Source organism: Edaphobacter dinghuensis, from assembly GCF_014640335.1.
In the GTDB taxonomy this organism is placed as follows: domain Bacteria; phylum Acidobacteriota; class Terriglobia; order Terriglobales; family Acidobacteriaceae; genus Edaphobacter; species Edaphobacter dinghuensis.
Genome location: NZ_BMGT01000002.1, coordinates 870085 through 891387, shown reverse-complemented (window position 1 = coordinate 891387; position 21303 = coordinate 870085). Strand labels below are relative to the sequence as shown.

At 54.6% G+C, this 21303-nt stretch carries 20 protein-coding genes and 2 tRNA genes; 16 read left to right on the top strand and 6 right to left on the bottom strand.

Features of this window, described 5'->3' with window-relative positions:
* The first annotated feature begins 51 nt into the window (after positions 1 to 51).
* The 4 genes from IEW09_RS09235 to IEW09_RS09220 all read left to right on the top strand — a co-directional run bounded on the left by IEW09_RS09235 (position 52) and on the right by IEW09_RS09220 (position 5629).
* Positions 52 to 1035, top strand: a complete 984-nt coding sequence (locus IEW09_RS09235; RefSeq protein WP_188553857.1) for an ABC transporter ATP-binding protein — start codon at positions 52 to 54, stop codon at positions 1033 to 1035.
* 414 nt (positions 1036 to 1449) lie between these two features.
* A complete protein-coding gene (locus IEW09_RS09230) occupies positions 1450 to 2856 on the top strand; it encodes a sugar transferase (protein WP_229739212.1) in 1407 nt (468 codons plus the stop codon).
* A gap of 17 nt (positions 2857 to 2873) precedes the next feature.
* The gene (locus tag IEW09_RS09225) at positions 2874 to 4562 is read left to right on the top strand and encodes an NAD+ synthase (RefSeq protein ID WP_188553855.1); all 1689 of its coding nucleotides are present in this window, start codon (positions 2874 to 2876) and stop codon (positions 4560 to 4562) included.
* A gap of 44 nt (positions 4563 to 4606) precedes the next feature.
* The gene (locus IEW09_RS09220) at positions 4607 to 5629 is read left to right on the top strand and encodes a DsbA family protein (RefSeq protein ID WP_229739211.1); all 1023 of its coding nucleotides are present in this window, start codon (positions 4607 to 4609) and stop codon (positions 5627 to 5629) included.
* A 68-nt stretch (positions 5630 to 5697) separates the two neighbouring features.
* Here the strand turns inward: IEW09_RS09220 and purU are convergent, their stop codons facing one another.
* Together purU and IEW09_RS09210 are read right to left on the bottom strand one after the other, a co-directional pair.
* Positions 5698 to 6555: a formyltetrahydrofolate deformylase gene (gene purU, locus IEW09_RS09215; protein ID WP_188553854.1), complete on the bottom strand. Its 858-nt coding sequence runs from the start codon at positions 6553 to 6555 to the stop codon at positions 5698 to 5700.
* Positions 6556 to 7098: 543 nt separating this feature from the next.
* Positions 7099 to 7593 carry a hypothetical protein gene (locus IEW09_RS09210; protein ID WP_188553853.1) on the bottom strand — a complete coding sequence of 165 codons (495 nt, stop codon included), beginning with the start codon at positions 7591 to 7593 and terminating at the stop codon, positions 7099 to 7101.
* A gap of 194 nt (positions 7594 to 7787) precedes the next feature.
* Between IEW09_RS09210 and IEW09_RS09205 the strand changes: the two genes are divergently transcribed.
* From IEW09_RS09205 to IEW09_RS09185, 5 genes are read left to right on the top strand one after another with little or no spacing between them, the layout of a single operon-like run.
* Positions 7788 to 8420, top strand: coding sequence for a hypothetical protein (locus IEW09_RS09205; RefSeq protein WP_188553852.1), 633 nt, complete (start codon positions 7788 to 7790; stop codon positions 8418 to 8420).
* Positions 8421 to 8464: 44 nt separating this feature from the next.
* Positions 8465 to 9358: a phosphoribosylaminoimidazolesuccinocarboxamide synthase gene (locus tag IEW09_RS09200; RefSeq protein ID WP_188553851.1), complete on the top strand. Its 894-nt coding sequence runs from the start codon at positions 8465 to 8467 to the stop codon at positions 9356 to 9358.
* The gene (locus tag IEW09_RS09195; RefSeq protein WP_229739210.1) at positions 9355 to 9897 is read left to right on the top strand and encodes a CvpA family protein; all 543 of its coding nucleotides are present in this window, start codon (positions 9355 to 9357) and stop codon (positions 9895 to 9897) included. The genes IEW09_RS09200 and IEW09_RS09195 overlap by 4 nt, the downstream gene beginning before the upstream one ends.
* Before the next feature lie 52 nt (positions 9898 to 9949).
* A complete protein-coding gene (locus IEW09_RS09190) occupies positions 9950 to 10228 on the top strand; it encodes a helix-turn-helix domain-containing protein (RefSeq protein WP_188553850.1) in 279 nt (92 codons plus the stop codon).
* Between the two features lie 27 nt (positions 10229 to 10255).
* A complete protein-coding gene (locus IEW09_RS09185) occupies positions 10256 to 12178 on the top strand; it encodes a secretin GspD/PilQ domain-containing protein (RefSeq protein WP_188553849.1) in 1923 nt (640 codons plus the stop codon).
* Here IEW09_RS09185 and IEW09_RS09180 read toward each other — a convergent pair.
* Positions 12129 to 13628: an ATP-binding protein gene (locus IEW09_RS09180; protein ID WP_229739209.1), complete on the bottom strand. Its 1500-nt coding sequence runs from the start codon at positions 13626 to 13628 to the stop codon at positions 12129 to 12131. The two genes, IEW09_RS09185 and IEW09_RS09180, sit on opposite strands and share 50 nt — an antisense overlap.
* A gap of 166 nt (positions 13629 to 13794) precedes the next feature.
* Here IEW09_RS09180 and IEW09_RS09175 point away from each other — a divergent pair.
* A tRNA-Gly gene (locus IEW09_RS09175) sits at positions 13795 to 13869 on the top strand.
* A 71-nt stretch (positions 13870 to 13940) separates the two neighbouring features.
* Positions 13941 to 14015 (top strand) — tRNA-Cys (locus tag IEW09_RS09170).
* Positions 14016 to 14120: 105 nt separating this feature from the next.
* Here IEW09_RS09170 and IEW09_RS09165 read toward each other — a convergent pair.
* A complete protein-coding gene (locus IEW09_RS09165) occupies positions 14121 to 15314 on the bottom strand; it encodes a tyrosine-type recombinase/integrase (protein WP_505661218.1) in 1194 nt (397 codons plus the stop codon).
* On the bottom strand, positions 15311 to 16213 hold the full coding sequence (locus tag IEW09_RS09160) for a hypothetical protein (RefSeq protein WP_188553847.1): 903 nt from the start codon (positions 16211 to 16213) through the stop codon (positions 15311 to 15313). Before IEW09_RS09160 ends, IEW09_RS09165 begins: the two co-directional genes overlap by 4 nt.
* 104 nt (positions 16214 to 16317) lie before the next feature.
* On the opposite strand from IEW09_RS09160, the gene IEW09_RS09155 reads away from it, so the two are divergent.
* The 3 genes from IEW09_RS09155 (at position 16318) to IEW09_RS09145 (ending at position 17688) form a co-directional block, all read left to right on the top strand.
* Positions 16318 to 16524 carry a helix-turn-helix domain-containing protein gene (locus tag IEW09_RS09155; protein ID WP_188553846.1) on the top strand — a complete coding sequence of 69 codons (207 nt, stop codon included), beginning with the start codon at positions 16318 to 16320 and terminating at the stop codon, positions 16522 to 16524.
* Between the two features lie 163 nt (positions 16525 to 16687).
* Positions 16688 to 16930 carry a hypothetical protein gene (locus tag IEW09_RS09150; protein ID WP_188553845.1) on the top strand — a complete coding sequence of 81 codons (243 nt, stop codon included), beginning with the start codon at positions 16688 to 16690 and terminating at the stop codon, positions 16928 to 16930.
* Positions 16931 to 17367: 437 nt separating this feature from the next.
* Positions 17368 to 17688 (top strand): hypothetical protein, encoded by a 321-nt coding sequence (locus IEW09_RS09145; RefSeq protein WP_188553844.1) that lies wholly within the window; start codon positions 17368 to 17370, stop codon positions 17686 to 17688.
* Positions 17689 to 18458: 770 nt separating this feature from the next.
* On the opposite strand, the gene IEW09_RS09140 is transcribed toward IEW09_RS09145, so the two are convergent.
* Positions 18459 to 19541, bottom strand: coding sequence for a tetratricopeptide repeat protein (locus IEW09_RS09140; protein WP_188553843.1), 1083 nt, complete (start codon positions 19539 to 19541; stop codon positions 18459 to 18461).
* Positions 19542 to 19614: 73 nt separating this feature from the next.
* Between IEW09_RS09140 and IEW09_RS09135 the strand changes: the two genes are divergently transcribed.
* Together IEW09_RS09135 and IEW09_RS09130 are read left to right on the top strand one after the other, a co-directional pair.
* On the top strand, positions 19615 to 19830 hold the full coding sequence (locus tag IEW09_RS09135; RefSeq protein WP_188553842.1) for a helix-turn-helix domain-containing protein: 216 nt from the start codon (positions 19615 to 19617) through the stop codon (positions 19828 to 19830).
* A 589-nt stretch (positions 19831 to 20419) separates the two neighbouring features.
* Positions 20420 to 21301, top strand: a complete 882-nt coding sequence (locus tag IEW09_RS09130; protein ID WP_188553841.1) for a hypothetical protein — start codon at positions 20420 to 20422, stop codon at positions 21299 to 21301.
* The last annotated feature ends 2 nt before the right edge of the window (positions 21302 to 21303 follow it).

Here is a 21303-nt window from a genome sequence, read left to right as displayed (position 1 = left end):
CGGTTATGCATCTGATAAGACTAAGACAATAGCCGAAAGAAGGCAGGGACGATGGCCGAGCAGGACAGCGAGAGAGACCCGCGGAACAAACGGGGTGTGGAGGCGACGGATCATGAGGGATCGGCCCATGTGTCTGACGCTGGGACTACCGATCTTGTCGATGGGGACGACTCGCTGATTGCGGAGGTTTCGCCGGATGTGGCTCCAGTGGTTGAAGAGTTTATGGAGCAGGCCGCGCAGCAGAATGAGGCGGCGGCTGAGGCAGTACCGGATGTCAGGAACAAGCCGGGCTCCTATATCTCTTTTGAGCATGTCTACAAGTCGTTCGACGGCTTTGTGGTGCTCGATGACGTCAGCTTCTGTGTGAACTCGGGCGAGACGCTGTGCATTTTGGGGCGTAGCGGCGTGGGCAAGTCGGTGTCATTGCAGATGCTGCTTGGCTTTCTGAAGCCGGATAAGGGAATCATCCGGGTAGCCGGGGAGGACATCTGCGGGCTCAATGAGCGTGAACTGCAGGCGATTCGGCGCAAGGTGACGATGGTGTTTCAGAATGGAGCGCTGTTCGATTCGGTGACGGTTGGCGAGAATGTAGCGTTTCCGCTGCGAGAGCGTGGCGAGCTGGCCGAGGAACAGATTCTGCAGGTAGTTAAGGGTTTGTTGGAGATGGTGGGGGTGGCGGGGATGGAAGATCTGCTGCCCTCGGACCTGTCGACGGGGATGAAGCGATCGGTGGCGATTGCGCGAGCGCTGGCGGCCCAGCCGGAGGCGGTTCTCTACGACGAGCCGACGACGATGGTGGACCCTCTGATGGCCCACCTGTTAGGAGACCTGATCGAACGCCTGAAGCAGCAGCTTCACCTGACCAGCATCGTCGTAACCCACGACACCCGGTTTGCAAAGAAACTGGCCGACAGGGTGGTGTTCCTGCACGGCGGCAAGGCGCATTTTTTTGGAACGATGAAAGAGATGGAAGAGAGCGAAGACCCTGTGCTGAAGGAGTTTCTGGCGCTTGATGAGCTGACGGTGCCGGTATAGTGCGGCCTGCGAAAACGCATTAACGCAACTTTTATCAACAAGATGCATTAATAGAGGTAGCAAAATTTTGCAGATTTAGGTTGCTATGTCGTAGGGGGCAACGTATCCTTAAGTCTCAAACACGTTGCTTCCGCAGGTTTCTGTGAGCTTCTGAATCTATTGGAGTTAGCATAGGGACCTGATGCTCTGAACCGTGTTTTTTCTTGCAGCATTTGAATTTTTTGATCGTGCAACATGCCTAGGTGATTTTCTGGCATCTTACCGACTGTGAAGTCCCCGAGATATCACAGTAAAGAGGCGTTCGCTATGGCGACACCGGATTATTTGCAGCAGGTTATTGTTTCGGCGAGAGCACGGGCTGTTCGAGACAGAAGAACTTATTCGACCCGATTTGGATTGTTTCGCCGTCCTTCGATGACCAGCATGGTATGGGCTTCGTGGGACCTGTTAACTGTTTTTGTAGCGGTGATCCTGGCGTTGCGTGTCAGGGTGGTCCTGCCCCCGCAGGTTCCGATGCTGCATGTCGTCCCGGACCTGATCGAGGCGTCGCCTCGGACGCTGTTTTTGTATATTGGCTGGTTTGCGGCATGCCTGGTCTTTTTTGCACGGTCCTATGGGCTGTATGGCCCGATTCAGAACCGCAGCGGATTGCATGAACAGAGGATGACCGTACAGGCGGTGCTGGTCTCCGGGCTGCTCCTGTGCGGGGCGCTGTACTTGTTCAACGGTGTGGCGATCTCACGGATTGTCGTCGCGCTGGTGGTCCTGTTTTCGGCGGCCCTGCTCTGTGTGCGCCGCGCGATATGGCGGCGGATGGCATACAAGCGCTTTCGGGAGGGGATGGAGACCCGCAATGTGTTGATCGTGGGTGCCGGGCGGGTAGGGTATGCCCTGCGGAACCACCTTGAGTCGCTGAACCATCTTGGGTTTCGGTTTAAAGGCTTTGTTGCATTGACGGAACGGGAGGCGGAGTCGGGCGACGCAGAGGTAATTGGCGATGTGCGCAACTGCCTTTCGCTGGCGCGATCGCTTTTTGTGGATGAGATCTTCTTCTCTGTCCCGGCTGACAAGAAGCTGGTAATTGGCATGGTGGAAGAGGCGCGTACGGCCGGGATCGACGTTCGGGTAGTGCCCGACATGTATGACGGCCTGGCGTGGAATGCTCCGGTCGAATATATCGGCCAGTTTCCGACGATTCCGCTCCACCGGCGGGACTTCCCCATGGGGGCGTTTCTGCTCAAGCGCGCGCTGGACATTGTGTTGGCATCGGCTGCGCTGCTGGTGGCTTCACCGATCATGCTTGGAATCGCGATTGCGGTTCGTCTGGACTCCGAGGGCTCCATCTTTTATGGAGCGGAGCGTATTGGGCGGAAGGGAAGGACTTTTTCCTGCTATAAGTTCCGCACCATGGTGAAGAATGCCGATAAGCTGAAGGCCGACCTTGAGCATATGAACGAGCGGGATGGCATTCTCTTCAAGATCGCCAATGATCCTCGCATTACACGGGTTGGCGCGGTGCTGCGAAAGTACTCGCTGGACGAGTTGCCGCAGTTCTATAACGTCTTGCGCGGAGATATGAGCCTGGTAGGGCCACGGCCCCCGATGGCTGCCGAGGTAGAGCAGTACGATCTTGCTCACCTGCGCAGGCTGGACGTTCTGCCGGGAATTACCGGCTTGTGGCAGGTGGAGGCCAGGCAGGACCCCTCGTTCGATAGCTATATCTCGCTGGATACAGCTTATGTGGAGAACTGGAGCCTTTGGCTGGATCTGAAGATTCTGGCGCGGACCGTGCACGTGGTTTTGAGCGGAACCGGCACGTAGGCAGTAAACTTAAGGCTGTGAAGATAGCTCTCGCACAGATTAATCCGACGGTTGGGGACTTCGCCGGAAACACCAAAAAGATACTTGAATATGCGATGCGTTCTGGAGAAGAGGGCGCATCGCTTGTTGTTTTTCCAGAGCTTGCTGTCTGCGGATATCCTCCGGCGGACTTTCTGGAGAAGGCTTCCTTTCTTGCGAGAGCAGGCCAGGCGGTGGCTGAGATCGCTGCGTGGACGGCGGGGAGTGGACGACCTGCGATTTTGTGCGGGACAGTGATGCCGGCGACGTCGCCGGTGGGCAAGAGGGTGCGGAATGTGGCGGTTCTGCTGCGCGGCGGTGAGGTAAGTTTTGTGCAGCAGAAGATGCTGCTTCCGTACTATGACGTCTTTGATGAGCAGCGTTACTTTGAGCCGGCCGGGGACCAGGCACTGACCGCAGTCGATGGACAGCCACTGGCGATCACGATCTGCGAGGATGCCTGGAATGACAAAGGCTTCTGGCCGAGGCCGATGTATCAGGTCGATCCGGTTGAGTCCTTGATGGTGAAATGGGGAGAGCAGGCGGAGGGACTGGCTGGACATCCGCGCATGATTTTGAATATTTCGGCTTCGCCGTACTGGCAGGGGAAGCCGCAGGTACGCCAAAGGATGCTGACGGCTCTGGCGGAGCGGCACGGTGCCTATGTAGCCATGGTGAACCAGGTGGGCGGCAACGATGGTCTGGTCTTCGATGGCTCTTCGCTGGTGATTGGGCCAAAGGGAAACATTGTGGCGCGAGGGGCTTCGTTTGCCGAGGATATTGTGATCTTCGATACGGATGCAGCCGACGGAATGAAAGCTGCAAGCAACCCTGCGCCGCTGGATGAAGTGGAAGAGGTGTGGAGTGCGCTGGTGTTGGGAACTCGCGATTATGTTCGTAAATGCGGGTTCTCGAAGGCTGTTGTGGGGTTGAGCGGAGGCATCGATTCGGCACTGGTGGCTGCGATTGCAGTGCAGGCTCTGGGAGCAGAGAACGTGCTTGGTGTGGGCATGCCGAGCGAGTACTCTTCGCTGGGCTCAATCGAGGATGCGCGGGCGCTGGCCAAGAATCTTGGCGTGAGATTTGAGCTTTTGCCGGTCCATGATGTGTTTGCGCAGTATCAGCAGACGTTGCGACCGCTGTTTGAAGGAACGCCCTTTGGGCTGGCAGAGGAGAACCTGCAGGCGCGAATCCGTGGAGGGCTGCTGATGGCGCTGGCGAACAAGTTTGGCTCGCTGGTGCTGACGACGGGCAACAAGAGCGAGATGTCGACGGGATATTGCACGCTGTATGGCGATATGGTGGGTGCGCTGGCGGTGATTGGCGATGTGATGAAGACCAAGGTCTATGCGATCAGCCAGTACGTCAACCGTAAGTGTGAGGTGATTCCGTGGGCGACGATCGAGAAGCCGCCCTCGGCAGAGCTTCGGCCGGAGCAGAGGGACACGGATTCGCTGCCACCGTATGAGGTGTTGGATCCGATCCTCGAGGCCTACGTGGAGCGGTATTGTTCGGCCGAGCAGATTGCGGAAGAGCAGGGAGTGGATGTGGCCCTGGTGCGATCGATTCTGCAACTGGTTGAACGGAGCGAATATAAGCGGCAGCAGGCGGCTCCGGTGTTGAAGGTGACAAAAAAATCGTTCGGAACGGGACGCCGGTTTCCCATAGCGGTCAAGGTTCAGGTGTAATAGGAGTGCTGCGCGCGTAGAGCGGCGGCGGAGGGAAGGATTCTTTGAAGATTTCAAAATGCATGTTGGCAGGATTGGCGTCGGTTCTCAGCGTTGCGGTAGTAGCTGGAGCACAGACAGGGACGACAAATACGGCACCGAAGGCAACAGCGCCGACCCCGGCGTTGCAGTTGAATGATCTGGGGCAGACCCCTAAAGCGGACCCGTTTCCTCCGGCAAATCCGAAGTACTTTACCGCAGCTTCGCCGACCGTCGATACGGTAAATGCTTTTCTGAAGGCATTGTGGGGATACGACTCCAACCGCATCTGGCGAGTCGAGGCGATTCAGACGACGGCTGCTCCGGGCGTGAGCAAGGTGGTGGTCTTTATCTCGGACAAGTCGCCGAATGCGAAGGTGCAGACCGCGGCGTTCTTCGTGACTCCCGATGGCCACCATGTCATCGCCGGCGACGGTGTGGTTTCGTTTGGCGCGACGCCGTTTGCCGATCTGCGTAAGACGCTCGAGGAGCATGCCGATGGCGCAGCACGTGGCGCGGCCGGCAAAGACTTTATGCTGGTTGAGTTTGCCGATCTGGAGTGCCCGCACTGCAAGGAGGCACAGTCGACGATGGATCAGCTGGTGAAGGACTTCCCCAACGCTCGTGTGATCTTTCAGCCCTTTCCGCTGGCCCAGATTCATCCGTTTGCATTCAAGGGTGCGGCATATGGGTATTGCGTACAGAAGCATAGCGACGCCGCCTTCTTTACTTATGCTGCAGCGGTATTCGACACGCAGGCTGGCTTGACCGCGGAGACCGGCGATGCCACGCTGAAGAACGCTGTGACCAAGGCAGGCCTGGACCCGGCAGCGATTGATGCATGCGCGGCTACGCCAGCGATTAAGGCGCAGGTGGATGCTTCGGTGAAGCTGGCGGAAGACTCCGGCGTGAACCAGACTCCGGAGTTGGCCGTAAACGGGCATCTTTTGCCGATTACACAGATTCCCTATGAGACGCTGAAGAAGATCATCGCCTACCAGGCCCAGTTGGATGGAGTCAGCACAGGGGCGCCTGCGGCCGGCAAGTAATTTTTTGAGGAAAGAAAAAGAAAGCGCACCCGGATTCGGGTGCGCTTTCTTATGCGCGTGACACTGCGTTAGGCAAAGATGACGGTCTTGTTGGCGTAGGAGAGGATGCGGTCGCTGAGGTGCCAGCGGACAGCTCGGGAGAGGACGAGGCGCTCGAGGTCGCGGCCTTTCTGGATCAGGTCGGGAAGCTGGTCGTTCTGCGAGATGCGGGTGACGTCCTGCTCGATGATGGGGCCTTCGTCGAGGACCTCGGTGACGTAATGGCTGGTTGCGCCTATCAGTTTGACCCCGCGCGCGAAGGCGGCATGGTAAGGGCGTGCTCCTGTGAAGGCGGGTAGAAAAGAGTGATGCACATTGATGATACGCTGGGGATAGGCGCGGACGAACTGCGGGGAGAGGACTTGCATGTATCGGGCAAGGACAGCCAGATCGATGGAGTGATCGCTCAGCAGGGCCATCTGCCGTTGTTCGACCTCGACCTTGTTGGCAGAGGTAACGGGCATGTAGTGGAAGGGAATTTTGTGGAAGTCGGCGAGCGGTCTTGCTGCTTCGTGATTGCTGATGATGAGCGAGAGATTGCAGCTCAGCTCTCCCGTCTGATGGCGGTGGAGCAGGTCGGCCAGGCAGTGGAGATAGTGTGAAACGAAGATGGCGACGTTTTGTGGGGGCGTGGCAAAGGTGAGGCGCCAGTTCATCTTGAACTGCTGAGCTAATGGCGTGAAGGCAGCGCTGAAGTTTGTTTCGTCGCAATGGGCGTCGTCGGTGGCGAACTCGATACGCATGAAGAAGAGGCCGAGCTCGACGTCCTGGTGCTGGTCGGCATTGAGGATGTTGGCGTCGTATTGCTGTACGAGGAAGTTGGCAATGGCGGCGACGAGACCTTTGCGGTCAGGGCAGTCGATGAGGAGAACGGCGGTCTTGGACATAGCGCTCTACTGATTAGAGCATTTTTCAGATGGATGGCCTGACAAATGTGCTGAGTTGGATATGACTTATGTTCAGAGCCGAGGCGACATTCCAAATGGATAGAAGTTCTTTTAGGTATCAGAGGCAGATCAGTAAGAATCACCTTGATGTGAATTGACTTCGAATCTACACATCAGTGTTAGGATGACTCCCAAAAGGGCTCTCCCGATAGGAGATTTGCAGGATGAAATGCCCGGTTTGCCAACGTGCGTCGGTGAGACGTTCGAGGCGGCGGTGGTATGAACGTATTTTGAAACATTTGGGTATTGGTCCGTTTCGCTGTGATGGTTGCACTGTCCGGTTCTACCGCTTCACCTTCTTTGGAAAATATTCTCGAACCGATTAAACCTGATGGATTGATCGGATTGGCTGGGCCGATGTCAAAAAAGGCTCGTACAGGATTTCCTGTGCTTTTCCAGGGTAGGGAAGAATGGTACAGGGGGAGAGAGTCGGATTTTTCCGCTGTGCGGCTCACGATGATTTTGTGAGCCGCGCTGGTCGGCTCAGGCCATTCGTTGAAACGGCCTGGACATCGGCGGCTTGACGCGAGTTGCGTTGATGAAACTCTCTCGCTCGATCTTCTGCCTGCTTTCCACGGTGCGCGGAGCGGCCTTGGGCTTTGCGGGGCCGGCCCATGACTCTTCTTCAATCATCGCTGCAGTCGCGCGGTCGTAACCCATGCGCTGAAGAATAGACATGTCGTCGCGGTCGCTCGTTTCTGCTGTTGTGACGGCGGATGATTCCACCACTTCTGGAACCACAATCTTCGCGACCTCGGTTGCATTACCCGAGGACATGACCGATGCCGTGAAGTTGGCGGTGAGACGCTGGGCGCACTTCTGGCCGCACAGATGCTTTACATCCTTTCGGGACTGCTTCGGCGATTCCCACCCGCGCAGCTTCAGCTCGCCGCCCTGCTCGTAAGCCACAAACCAATGACTTGTGGTCTCCTGCTTTTCCGCTCCGCACATATCGCAATTGATCGCCTGCCGGATCATCTCTGTTGTCTCCCCAAAGCCGCTGTTTTAAGTTGTGCGTTGCGGCACATTACTCTCATCGGCGGAGATGAAAGAGGGATGAGTGAAAAGATTGCCGTCATGCCAGGCTGCTTTCCCGGTGCGGTCTGTTGGTGTCTGATCGAACCGTCTCAAATATTCCCCCCAACTTTGGGCAAAACACTTAATCTAAAACCATGCTCCCGCTCACGTACTTAGCTCTCGCAATCCTGACGGGAGTATTGATTTTTGTTCGGCTGCGGTGGTCCCGACTCTCGCAAAAGACGCGTAACGTTCTCATCTTCTGTGCCGCTGCGGCGCTGATTCTTTACGCGCTCCTCTTTGTTACGCGCTGGAACACATCCTCTGACCATCTGAATGCGGCGATCTATTGGGCTGCCATTGCGGGCTACGAGTTCTTTCTCCTTCTCTTTACGCTCCTGCGGCCTCGCTGGCTCACCACGATCATTGCAATAGTTCTCATCGTGCCGATTCTCTCTGCAAGCCCATTCCTTCCACTCGCCGAGCTCTTCAATCCTGCGCCCCATACCGTCGTTTCCATTGGGCCCGACTTCACCAGCGACCGTGTCGCGTGGGGGACTGGAACCGCGCCTACCTCCGGGTTCGATCTCGTGATTTATTCCCATCCTTCGTGGACACGGTTTCTTCGACGTCGCCGCCAGGCCGCGCACTATTTCAGTGGCCAGTGCGATTCCTCGCGAGCCTATGCGACGCTTGAACCCGATGGAAAACACGTTCTTATGTCCTGTCCGGCGGCTCCGAATCAGCAACCTGATGCTGCACGAAGCCTTGTAGTAAAGCTCTACTGAAATTCCGCCTAAAATCACTACTAAGGAGTGATACCGTCATCTCAATGAGCCAAGCCCTTCTCCAGACCAGCCTCGGTGACCTTCCCCTTGTCGCGCGCGGCAAGGTCCGCGACATCTACGACCTCGGCAACCAGCAGCTTCTCTTTGTCGCTACCGACCGTATCTCCGCCTTTGACCATGTGCTCGCCACGGGGATTACGGACAAGGGCCGCATTCTTACCCAGCTCTCGCTCTTCTGGTTTGAGCTGCTTCAGGACACGGTTAAAAACCACCTCGTCACTGCTGACCCCGCAGAGTTCCCCTCGTCTTGTAAGCCATATCTCGACCAGTTGGCAGGACGAAGCATGCTGGTGAAGCGTGCAGAGATGTTTCCGGTCGAGTGCGTTGTTCGCGGTTATATCTCTGGGTCTGGTTGGAAGGACTACCAGCAGACCGGCTCCATCTGCGGCATTCAACTGCCGGCTGGATTGCGCGAGTCCGATAAGCTTCCCGAGCCCATCTTTACTCCTGCCGCCAAGAATAACGTCGGCCATGATGAAAATATCTCCTTCCAGAAGATGGTTGATACCATCGGCCAGAAGCCTGCCGAAGACCTGCGCTCCCTAACGATCAAAATCTACGAAAAGGCAAGCAAACATGCGGCCAGCAGGGGATTGATCCTGGCCGATACTAAGTTTGAATTCGGGCTGATTGACGGAGAAATCACGCTGGCCGACGAAGTTCTTACACCTGACTCCTCGCGCTACTGGCCTGCTGAAAGCTACAGCCCGGGTGGCGCTCAGCCATCTTTCGACAAGCAGTATGTCCGCGACTATCTTGAGTCCATTCGCTGGAACAAGCAGGCTCCGGCCCCGGGGTTGCCGCCGGAGGTGGTTGAAAAGACAAAAGCCAAGTACCTGGAAGCCTTCCGCCTGATTACCGGTCGCACAGAGCTATGAACCTGAACTATTTTGACTGGTTCCTAATCGCCATCCTCGGCTGTTCGACGGTCATGGCCTTTGTCCGGGGCCTCCTGATCGAGCTCTTCGGCTTGGGAGGCCTTATCGCCGGTGTTCTGCTGGCCTCGTGGAATTATCCTGCGCTGGCGGCGGTTCTTGGGCATGTCATTACAGAAACTGCCATTGCCAATGTTGTGGCGTTTCTATTGATTGCCGTGGGTGTGATGATCCTCTCTGCCCTGGTGGGAAAGGCGCTTCACCATACCGCGGACGCTATCGGGCTGGGTATCTTTGACCGCCTGCTGGGGGCGGTCTTCGGCTATCTTCGCGGCTGCCTGCTTTGTGTGGCTATTTTGATGTCCATTACAGCGTTTCTTCCGCCAACCACGGCTGTTGCAAAATCTTCTTTAACTCCCTATTTCCTTGCCGGGGCGCATGCTGTATCCTTCGTTGTACCTCACGACCTTCGTCAGCTCATTCTGAACGGCGCGGAACAACTCAAGCACACCGCACCCGATTGGATCAAACGGCACGAATAGAGTGACAATGAGAATGCACCGCAAATCTGGACTTGCAAGCGAGGACATTATCTTGAAGCGCGAAATGGACGGTCTCATCACGCAGATGCACAGTGCCGGCATCCCCTATGCGGAGGCCATTCGCCAATTCAAGAAGCGCTACATCCTCGAAGTCCTCGCGCATCACAAGGGCAACCAGTGCAAGGCCGCTGAAGAGCTTGGCATGCACCGCAATACGCTCAGCCGCACCCTGGCCGAGCTCGACCTTGACACGGCTGCGATCCGCAACGGAATGCGTCGTCCGCCCAGCAGCGAGCGTCTCCGCGTCCAGAGCATCGCCAGCGCCCGATAGCCGTTGTTCCCGTCTAACCAGTAGTAGATGATCTCCCCTCTTCAGTCACGGCTTACAGCAATGACACGTGGCACAACGGCCTGTGCACTGCTGGGGCTCTCGCTTACAGCTTTGGCGCAAAAGCCGCCCGCTGCGCCAGCGCCCTCTCCCACGCACACCGCGCCGACTAAGAATCAGGTTCGCCGGGCCGAAGACGCCTATCTTGCAGGCGCGCGCCTGCTTGAACGCAATGATCTTACCGCTGCTCTGGCGCAGTTCGAGAAGGCGGCAACACTCAATCCTGACAATAATGACTATGCTGTGGCGGCTACGCTTGCCCGCGAGCATCGAGTTACGGAGTTGGTACAAGGGGCGGCGAAAGCTCATCTTCTCGGGCAGGAGACAAAAGCAGAGACGTTGCTGACTGAGGCCCGGTTGCTCGATCCGCAGAACCGTATCGTTACGCAGCATAAGGCTCCAGGCGCTCTTCCAGTCACGTTCCATCCCGAGGTAGAGCCCTGGATCAAGCAGCCAGCCTCTATCGCGGGTCCGATTACGCTCATGCCTGAGCCGGGAGTGAAGAGCTTCCATCTGCAAGCCGATAGCGAGGCCGTCCTGCAGCAGGTGATGACAAGCTATGGGATTCGTGCGGTCTTCGACGACTCGCTCCCCCACCAGCAGATCCGCTTCAATCTTGAATCGGTGCCTTATGAACAGGCCGTCCGGGTTCTCTTTGAGATGTGCGGCCTCTTTGCTGTTCCTCTGGACGCCAAAAGCGTCATGGTTGCCAAAGATACTCCGGAGAACAGGGAACGCCTGGAGCGCCAGTTGCAGGAGACTATCAGCATTCCCGGTATGACCGCGACGGAGATCAACGACCTGGGGAACGTCTTACGCAACGTATTTGAAATAAAACAGTTGACCGTGGAAAAGGGGCTTGGAGATCTTGTGCTCCGGGCTCCGGAAGATACCTTGAAGGCGGTAAATCTGACCTTGGCCGATCTGATCGACGGCGGCAGCCAGATCATGATTGAGGTCAAATTCTATGCTATCGACAAGACGCGCCAGCGCAATATCGGGCTTCAACTACCCCAGCAGCTAGGTCTCTACAGTGTTGCCGGAGAAGCGTCCAATATCGTCAGCCAGAACCAGACGCTGGTCAACCAGGCCATCGCGGAGGGCTTGGTTCCGGCAGGAGCAAGCAATGTGGAGATTGCACTGGCCCTCATCGGCTCCGGCTTGGTGCAAAGCTCACTGCTCACTTCGACGATCGGAGCATTCGGAGGCGGACTTACCCAGGCAGGTGTTACCGCCGACGTCTTTCCGAAGCTGAATCTCGCACTGAATTCCAGCGACAGTCGTGCGCTGGATGATATACAGGTTCGCGTTGGCGACGGTCAGACTGCGGATTTCCGCGTCGGAACCCGCTATCCCATCACAACGTCGACCTATACCACTGGTGCAACGGCAAGCACGGCCTCGCTCGCCGGAGTGACGGTCAATGGTGTCAGCGCATCCAGCCTGCTCTCGCAGCTAACCGGAAGCTCAGCCGGTGTGACGATTCCGCAGATTCAGTATGAAGATCTGGGCCTGACTCTGAAGGCCACGCCTACCGTGCAGAAGTCGGGCACCGTCAGAATGCATATCGAGCTCAAGATTGAAGCACTGGCGGGTACGGCCTTGAACAATATCCCTGTCCTCGCGAGCCGTCAGTTTTCCTCTGACATTACTGTCGACGATGGAAAAGCTGCCTTGTTTGTCAGCTCATTGAGTAAAACGGAGTCCTCTGCCGTCAGCGGCCTTCCCGGGCTTGGCGAACTGCCGGGTTTTCAGAGCACTACCTCGGATAAGGTTGCCGAAACCGATTCCAGCGATTTGGTCCTTCTGATAACGCCGCGCGTTGTCCGCAGGCGCTCCAATATCATTGCTGGTCCGCGCATCGCGCTGAATCTTCCTCAGCAGCCAGATTAGGGCTGCCATCGAGCGGTAACCATACGGTAAATACGGTGCCATGACCTTTGCCGCGCCGCGACTTTGTTCGGATATGCCCGTTATGTTTTTCGACGATGCCTTTGCTCACCCATAGCCCCAGCCCAGTGCCCATCATCTCCTTCGTGGTCTGAAACGGCTCAAAGAGATGCTGCATTATCTCGGGACTGATTCCTTCTCCTGTATCGGCGACTGTTAAGCGCACTCCGCTTTGACCGGTCAGCCAATTTGTCTGCCGATGGAGCCGCACCAGGAGCCGTCCACCTTCGCTCATTGCATCCAGCGCGTTACGCACCAGATTATTGAAGACCTGCCGAATCTCACCTTCCAGGCAGAGCACCGGCGGCGAATCTGCCAGCTTTACCTCCAGGGTAAGGCGTCTCACCAGGAGCCTCCCGGTGTAGAGGGTCATCATGGTGCGCAGCAGGTCGGCTAAATCCACGCGGGTCGGTTTGCTTTGCTGTCGATGAAAACGAAGCGTCTGCAAGGTGATCTCTGTGACACGGGCCAGCTCTTCCTGAGCGATCTGCGCATACTCCTTCATCTCTTCGATCGAGTCTGACTTCTGCACCAGGTACAGCAGGTTGGTAATCGACTCAAGTGGGTTGTTGATCTCGTGTGCGATCGACGAGGCGAGTTGCCCTACCGCCGCGAGCTTCTCGGACTTGCGCAGTGCTTCATCCTGCAGACGTGCCTGGGTCACGTCAGTATTGATCGCCACGCCGCCTGTGATTTTGCCGCCCTGCAAGACAGGAGTAGCCACGCTTCGAATCCAGTGCCCCGGTACCCGCACTGTCTCGGTGGAAGCCTCACCCGCTAATGCGCCCTGCAATGTCTTCAACTCGGCAGGGAAGCGATCCCCATTCATTGTCCGTGCCCATCGATTCGTTCGTACCGCTCCGTCTGGAGTGGCGATGTAAATGCCATGGGGAAGGCTCTCAATCACTGCGTTGAGTTCCGCTGTCCGCTGCTCTGCCTGCGCATTGACCTTACGTAGATCGTCTTGTTGCTGCAGCATGTGGGTTGCATCGCGAAATGTAACGACAACCCCAAGCACTTCTCCTTCAATCGAGACAGGATGTGCCGACATCTCCACGAGGAAGGAGCTTCCATCTTTGCGGAAGATGGTGTCGGAGAGATTGCTCAACGGTAGATTTTGCTGAAATACGCTGTAAATTGGACACTCTTCTGCGGAAGGATGCTTCCCGCCTGCACGATGGCGATGCACTAACTCATGAAGGTCTTCCCCCAGTAACTCCTCACTATCGAACCCCATGAGCTTCGCTGCCAGGCGATTGACGAACGTGCACCTTCCTTCCCGATCCAAGCCCCAGATGCCCTCTCCCGACGAATCCAGAACGGCTTGCCATTGCCGCATCTGTCGCTGATCCTCCGGTGTTATCGCCATCTGATTGATCCCATAGGTAACCACCCATTCGCTCCCGTCACCCATTCAGATGCAAAACGTTTCCTACTAGTCCACCTCAGCCTTTTGTCTAAAAACGTCTCACTTTCTCTTCTGCCTTTCTTTTCCTCTGGCGAAGTGGCTGGCGCGTTGACCGTAGGTGGCTTCCGCCGTTATACTTGAACCTGTGAGAGCGGGAGTAGCTCAGTGGTAGAGTGCTTCCTTGCCAAGGAAGATGTCGCCGGTTCGACCCCGGTCTCCCGCTCCAAAAAAGCCCTGTCTGCGGTACACTTCACCTACAATTCAGCGGGCTGCGATAATAAGATAGCCCATCCTCGAGGCGCGGTACCCAAGTGGTAAGGGAGAGGTCTGCAAAACCTTTATGCGTCGGTTCGATCCCGACCCGCGCCTCCAAAGATTCAGCAAGTTAGAAGCCCTCCAAATCGGAGGGCTTTTGTACTGTGGTGGAAATTGTGGGGAGAGCAGGACTTTTCGGTGCTTCGACACGCTGCTCTGCTTCTACTGAAGAGCAAATGATGTTTGCGGTGCCATGCGCTCGGCGTGGGCAATCTTCTGCCGGCTAACGAACAACTCCATCTTGTCCATTGCCTTCGTCTGATGCTCTTGTGTCGGATGAGCATATCGGAGAACCATGTTGATCTTTGCATGACCCAACATAGCTGCCAACGTCACAAGGTCGATCCCAGCCTCCACTGCGCGAGTAGCCCACGTATGACGACAATCATAGAGGCGGAAGGGCGTAACCTTGCTATCTCTCACCGCGCGATCATGAGCATTGTTGACCTTGGGCACAGGGCGCGTCGCATCCGTTTCGCAAGGAAATAGAAATTCTCCGCGATCCACTTCAGTCTTACCGTCCGCCTGGCTGTTGGAAGCAGTGGCATCAGCGTTGGCACGGCGCGCCGCATCCTCCATACGCTTGGCCAATATACCCTTGGCCGTTACCGTGAGCTTGATACGGCGCTTCGCCGCTTTTGTCTTCCCGTGGGGGTTGAACCAATAATTCTCTTCTAGATGGACATTCTTCGGCTCAATCCTATAGACCTCTTCGGGTCGCGCTCCTGTTTCAAGCATCAGTGTGGCCACATCCCGCAGCATGGGAGTTGCCCTTGCTAGATACTTCTCCTGCTCGTCATATGTCAGAACGCGGGTTTGTTCGTTGTCTTCCCGCAGAGCCTTTGCTGCTGTCTTCCCAATAGGGTTTCGCAACGGCACATCTGACTTGATTGCGTGATTGAACATCGCACGAAGGCAAGCCAACTCACGGTTGACCGTGGCAGGTTGAATCCTTTTATTGGTTGTCGTGCGTTTGTCTTTACCTCTGACGGTCCCGTACTGACTTAGGCGCGCACTCTTGAAACGCTCCACTTCATCGGGTGTGATCTTGTCGAGTGACGCATCTTTGAAATGGCGTAATAGCGCGACACTGCTGGTAACGTAGCGTCGATAGGTGGCAGGGTGTGCCCGATGCTCCCGCTCTGACCAACTCAGGAAATCTGCCAGTGCCGTCTTGAAAGAGGGAATCTTCTTCCTCTCGGCAAGGCCGAATCTGCCGCTGGCGAGATTGGATCGATGGGTTGCCTCCAGAGTCCTCGCTTTATCCTTGTTGCGCTGCTTCGTGCTCACACGAACGCGCTTCCCCTCGAATACAAATTCAAACCAATACACCCCTCCACGCTTAAAGATGCTCATTGATCCTCCGATTTGCGGCTCTCACGTCTGCTGCGATTGATGCTTTCCCCTTTTTCGGTCCAGTAATTCCGATTGCGAAGCGCTCTCCGGCAACTCTCGCTGCAACCTCTTGTGCCACGTCTGTAAACCGGAAAGTGATGCCCACAGTGAAGGCAGGTTCCTATCTCTCGCTCCGCGCGATAGTCAAGATGGAATTGATAATAGATGGCATTGCGGATACCCTCACTTCGCACATCGGGGAGGTATATCGCACCTCCACGGACAGGAAACAGCTTAAGTGGAAAATCATTCAATACCCCACAAAGAGCAATTTGCGCGTATGGAACGAAATCGGCAATCTTCTCTCGGTTTGATTTTCCGAGAGGGATGATCTCGGTTGAGAAATACACTGTGCCTAACACACTAGGATCAATGTCTAGCAGGTCGTGCATGGCCTTCATCATTTCCAACCTGTCAGCTTTGCCATTTCGGTCGAGCTGTTGGAGCAATTTCGTGGCGGCTGCAAACTTTTTCTGCTCGTGTCTCAGTTGCTTCATGCTCTGGACAACGGTCAGTGTATAGGTGCCGTCGTCTTCACGATTTAGAGAGCGAACTTTACCCCATACAGGACCAAATTTCTGGCAGAACTGAATCAATTTTTCATCATCAACGGCATCGGCGAACTGATATATGCCAGAACCTTCGGCAGGCGGTGACTTTTTATTGAGCTGGTTTACTTCATAACGCCGAAATTTTTGCAGAAGGTCCAAAGATGAAATGCGCGTGTTCTCGACATCTCTGGTTTCGATGGGATTGGAGAGGTGCCCAGAACCCCTAATCAAGAGTGAGCCTCCGTGCTTCTCTACCTCGATGCTTCGTGCCCATAACGGGACAATCACGCTTTGTTTTTGTTTGCTCATCGCGATCCAATCGCAAGACGGAAAATGTAGTGAGATGAATTATTTACTAAAAACATCTTGCCGCATAGGCTTGCAGGAGTCAACATTTATTTGGGAGGCATTATATGAGCGTAGACAAATTGCATTCGGTGAAGGGTTCTGCGGAGTTTCTTGGTGGTCTGAGCGAATACACAATTCAGGCATGGTTAAGCTCAGGAAAACTGATGCGAACTAAGGTGGGGTCACGGACGATGATCCGCGAATCTGAGTTGCTTAAGGCGATGAATGATGGCGGAAAGTCGCCCATGGTACGCCGTAATTTGAGCAAATAACGGAAGAGACTGCACGGGCGCATTGATGATCTACGAGCGCTACCTGTATGCCTTCATCGCTAGATGAAATCAGAGTCCGTCCCGCACAACACTGACGGACAGATTTCGCAAAAACGAAAACCCGGCGGTTGTAGCCGCCGGGCACTTTACAGGGAACTTTGCTATGCACACACTACCATTTGCCTTGGACACGGGCAAGCAAGAAGGTGTGGACTCTCCCATACTTCTAACGGCACCACAGTACGCCGCAAGACGCTGGAAATTGATCGCTCTTCACACTCCTACCACCAACGGCTGCTCACATCTCCAGAATGGTTGCAGCGTCGGCAAGCATCCCCACATCCTCAATGGATTGAATGGAGCCAGCTCAGATGAGGTGGTTCTTCCTATCGTGGGGGCGCAGTGAACAATTCCTCAATACCCGACCTACAGTACATCCGTGAAAACGTTTCTATTATTGCGGTAGCCCGAGAGTTAGGGCTCACGGTGAATGGCTACCGCGCTCGCTGTTGGCGGACGGAGAACCATCGCAACGGTGATGCCGATCCGTCGATGGCATTTCGGAAAAAGCAAAATACAGGGCGGTGCTTTATCTGCGATCCTCGCACATGGTCGAACATTGACCTGGTGATGCTCGTTCGGGACTGCAAGCTGCGAGAGGCAATTGCGTGGATCACAGACAGATTCCCTGTTCCATCACTTCCGAAAGGGGCTCACATTAAGAAACGCGAATCATGGTCCCCATGCTATCGCGCCAGTGATACCGACAGTGTTGTCGGGATGCTTGTAAGAAGCGGCCTCTGGTCTACGCTCTCTAATGCAGAAAGGTCTATCCTGCCTGTTTTGTCTGAGTTTATGAGCTGCGATACAGGGCTCGCAGAAATCTCCTACCGTGGCCTAATGCAGCATTCCGGCGTTGGCAGTCAGGCAACAATAGCCGCAGCCTTGCAACATTTTGAGCAAATGAGATTTTTACAGGTTATCCGAAATCGAGCTGTAAGCCCTCTTCGACGCGTAAATCAATACTACTTCACCCTTGATGATCCTGAATTTCAAGCAATAGCCGCGAACACGTTTCAGCAGCAGAGGGCTGAAATCGAACTTCAAAAGCAACTCCGCTCTGAAGAGAGAGAAGCAAGATGCCAGAACAAGGTACCTGTATAGGTAATACTCTCTTCACTGATTGAAGTGCTTACACAATTATCGCTTCAATCTAGTTGAAGCGCGATGTTCGCGGTGTGCGTTTAAGACAAAATGTCTACTTCAATGGAGAAACGCGGCATTGCCCAATCGTGAACGCCGCCGGGCTGTGCTCCCTCAACCCTCAGTCTAATAATCGCGAATAGGGACTCAGCAACAGTCGCAAATGAATTGGCGGACACTCTCGGATACTTTTCACGAGCGCTGGTTGGCACCATCAGTCCAACACATTAGACTTGCATCGGCGCGCCGATGCCGAGGTAAAGTTTCTCCTGCTGACGATGATCCGTGCACTTCAGTTGTGGACTCAAAACGCGATTGGTGAGGGCGTCACCAAGGGTTTGCTGATAACTTTATGCAGATTATTGGCGTTGACCACAGTACAACGTTGTACTCGTCTACGACGCAAACGGCCTTAGTACGTCAGTAAAATTTGTGAACCCCATACCGATTGCCGCTCCGCCAGTTCTGGTAATGGCCATTTCGATGATGGGAATTCGTCGCGCCGGGATACCTGCCGCCGTGCGAAGTCGTATGGCGGGCACCCCCGTAGTAGGGACAACTTTCAGACGAGTAATGCTCTGCACTGTACGTTTTGGTGTGAGATGTAATTCGAAGTTTTGAGCGACTGGCATATGCGGGAGTCACGCACACCATGATGCAAAGCCATAGCAATCCAATACCGATCCGTTTTACAAGCTCCATTGGTTTCGACCGTTCTGATAACCCGGAATTTATTGCTGCGAATTTAATCCATGATGAGATTTAGACCATCTCCGTACCCTCGCTTGTGTTTCCAGTAGCACTGACTTTGTGAGCTTAGAGGCAACGCGGTCGCGATCTTCTAGCATTCTGTCGGAGAGAAACTTGGCTCCATCGGAACTACTGACGTTTGCGCTTGCAAGGCTTAACCAGAAGTATGCTTCGCTATAATCCTGAGGGACACCGGCACCATCCTCATAAAGCCTTCCGAGATACCACTGGGCGGCTGGATAGTCTTGATCCGCAGCCTTTTGGTACCATAGAGCCGCTTGGGTGTAATCCTTAGCGATGCCGCTTCCTTCCTCGTACATGTTCCCAAGTGAAAACTCTCCTACCGCATCGCCCTGTTCTGCGGCCTTTCGATACCAGTAGACCGCCTGCTTATAATCCTTTGGGGCCGCCTGCGAATAGTCCTCTGCTATAGGAAGACCAATCTGATACATCATGCCAAGTTGTCCCTGAGCATCAGCATCACCCTGCCCAGCCGCCTCGCGATACCAAGCCTCGGCCTGAACTTCGTTTTTCTGTATACCGCGACCATCTTCGTACAGATGAGCGAGTTTAGATTGGGCGAACGCAAACCCCTGCTCGGCTGCTTTTTGATACCAGCCAGCAGCCTGTGCTGAGTCCTGTGAAACACCTTCGCCGTTGTCGTACATCTCGCCAAGATTGGATTGCCCCGCCGCATTTCCTTGGGCAGCGGCTTTGTGGTACCAGAGCAAAGCGTGCGCGTAGTCTTGGGACACACCTTGACCGTTTTCGTACAGTGAGCCAAGGTTAACCTGTGCGAACGCATTACCGTGCTCAGCAGCCTTCCTATACCAAGCAGCAGCCTGAATGTAGTCTTGCGTTACACCTCCGCCAGTCGAGTATGCACTCCCGAGCTTGAACTGTGCATTCGCGTCTCCGCTAGCAGCTTGCTTCTTTAACGTGATAATGCTCTGAGTACCTGTCGCATGTGTGGACTGTGCCCATACTCCAGCAACGCACCACAGCAGTCCTAAGGATGCCCATAGATGCAGGGATTGCGCTCTTAATTTTGCGTCCGGCCACATAATGCCATACCTTTCTATCGCAAAAGAGTGTATGCGCTAAATATAGCGCACGCGCCAATCCGACGATGAACGGATGGCATCGGATATCTGCGTGGCGTTGGGCGAGCGAATCAGAGAGATGCGCCGCGTCAAGGGTTGGCGACAGATAGACCTTGCGGAGCATTCAGGAGTTCACGAAGTCCACATCTCAGATTTGGAGCGTGGATCACGCGAGGCAGGATTGCGAACCCTCGACAAGATTGCCACTGCTCTGGGGACTACGTTATCGGAGATGCTGAAGGGATTGTGATCCTCGCTCAAGTGGTCAGATCCGTGACAAAGTGGGACTGAAAGCATTCCTCCGACGTCTTTGAGTCAGTTCTTCTTCGATCGCAAAAGTGGCAACTTGCGCCCTTAAGATGGATATATCACGATTTAAGCATCGTCTTGCGCTTTCTTCGCCTTTATCTGCCGTAAAGCCCACATTCAAAATGGCTTTTATCAAGTTCCTGACATAAAGCGAATTTGTGTCCTTCGATGCGAAGTTGACCCAGTGCCCATACGGTATTGCTCATGCAAGCCTAACAATCAAAAACATTCGACTCGTTTCCTCGTCCGCAAATTTTGCAAAGAAGAAACACACGCCTCCTGCATTCCGCTAATTGCATAGCCGCATTGTTTCACCCCGAGACCCTTTGTTATGGCAGATAACATCAGTATTTAAAGCATTTAACTTGACGAGGCATGTCCCTTTACATATGATCCAGCAGACACCAAACAAATTAGATTTGACTTCTTGAGCTAGTAAGTCCTGACGTGCAATTTCTCCCAGTATTTATTTGTCTGTCTGTGCGGCACATTCTTCTTCTTGCTGGTTATTGTTGGACTGGAGTTAGATCATGCCTTGGTTTCCTACGCGCAGTATTGCGCGAATTATTTGTGCGCTTTGGGTCGATTTCAGGCAGCACTCGATGCCTATTTGCAGATGCGTCGTGTACCTCATTATCGGGTGCACTCTTGCATCGGCGCAATCTTCGTCTCCGGCAGTCTTCGATAAAGATGTTCCAATCCCGACGATAACGGAACCATTCGGACAATGGGATGCTACTGCCCTGAATGAGATCGTGGACCATCTTAAGGTTGTCGGTACTAGTCCCTGGAGCGGACTTCAAGGAACGGGTCAGATTACTTATGGAGTGGAAGACACAACTGCTTATAGCGCGACGCTGTCCATCCTCGATGGTACCGGCTTTCGACTAGACGGTCAGACAGCAAAGGGAGAGTTGAGCATAAGAATTAATGGGGGGCGTGGCAAGATTCAAGAGGGCGATGGACATCTATATCCTCTGCTCCCAAACACAGCGAAATCAGGAATTGTTCAGTTTGAACTTCCACGCCTCGCTAATTTTCCTTATTCGGGCACATCACTTCTAGATCGTGGTCTCGTTGTTATTGATGGAAGGTCCCTCCATCGCATTACCTATGAGACCACTACGGCAGACGCGAGCGAAGTAGTGCGGAAGAAAAATGCCGTTATCACGGATTTTTACTTCGACCCGACATCCCATCTCCTAATAAAAAGCGCCAATTCGATTCGGATTGATGGTGCTGGTAACGCTGATTTTCTCCGCGTTATCTCCTACGACGACTATAGATCGGTACAAGGATCTATGGTTCCATTTCGATTTACGCAGACGCTAAATGGGCAGAAGCAATGGACCCTGCAACTCTCGACGGTTCAACTCAATCCAGCCCTTGAAACCTCCTCTTTTGAGTTCTAAGG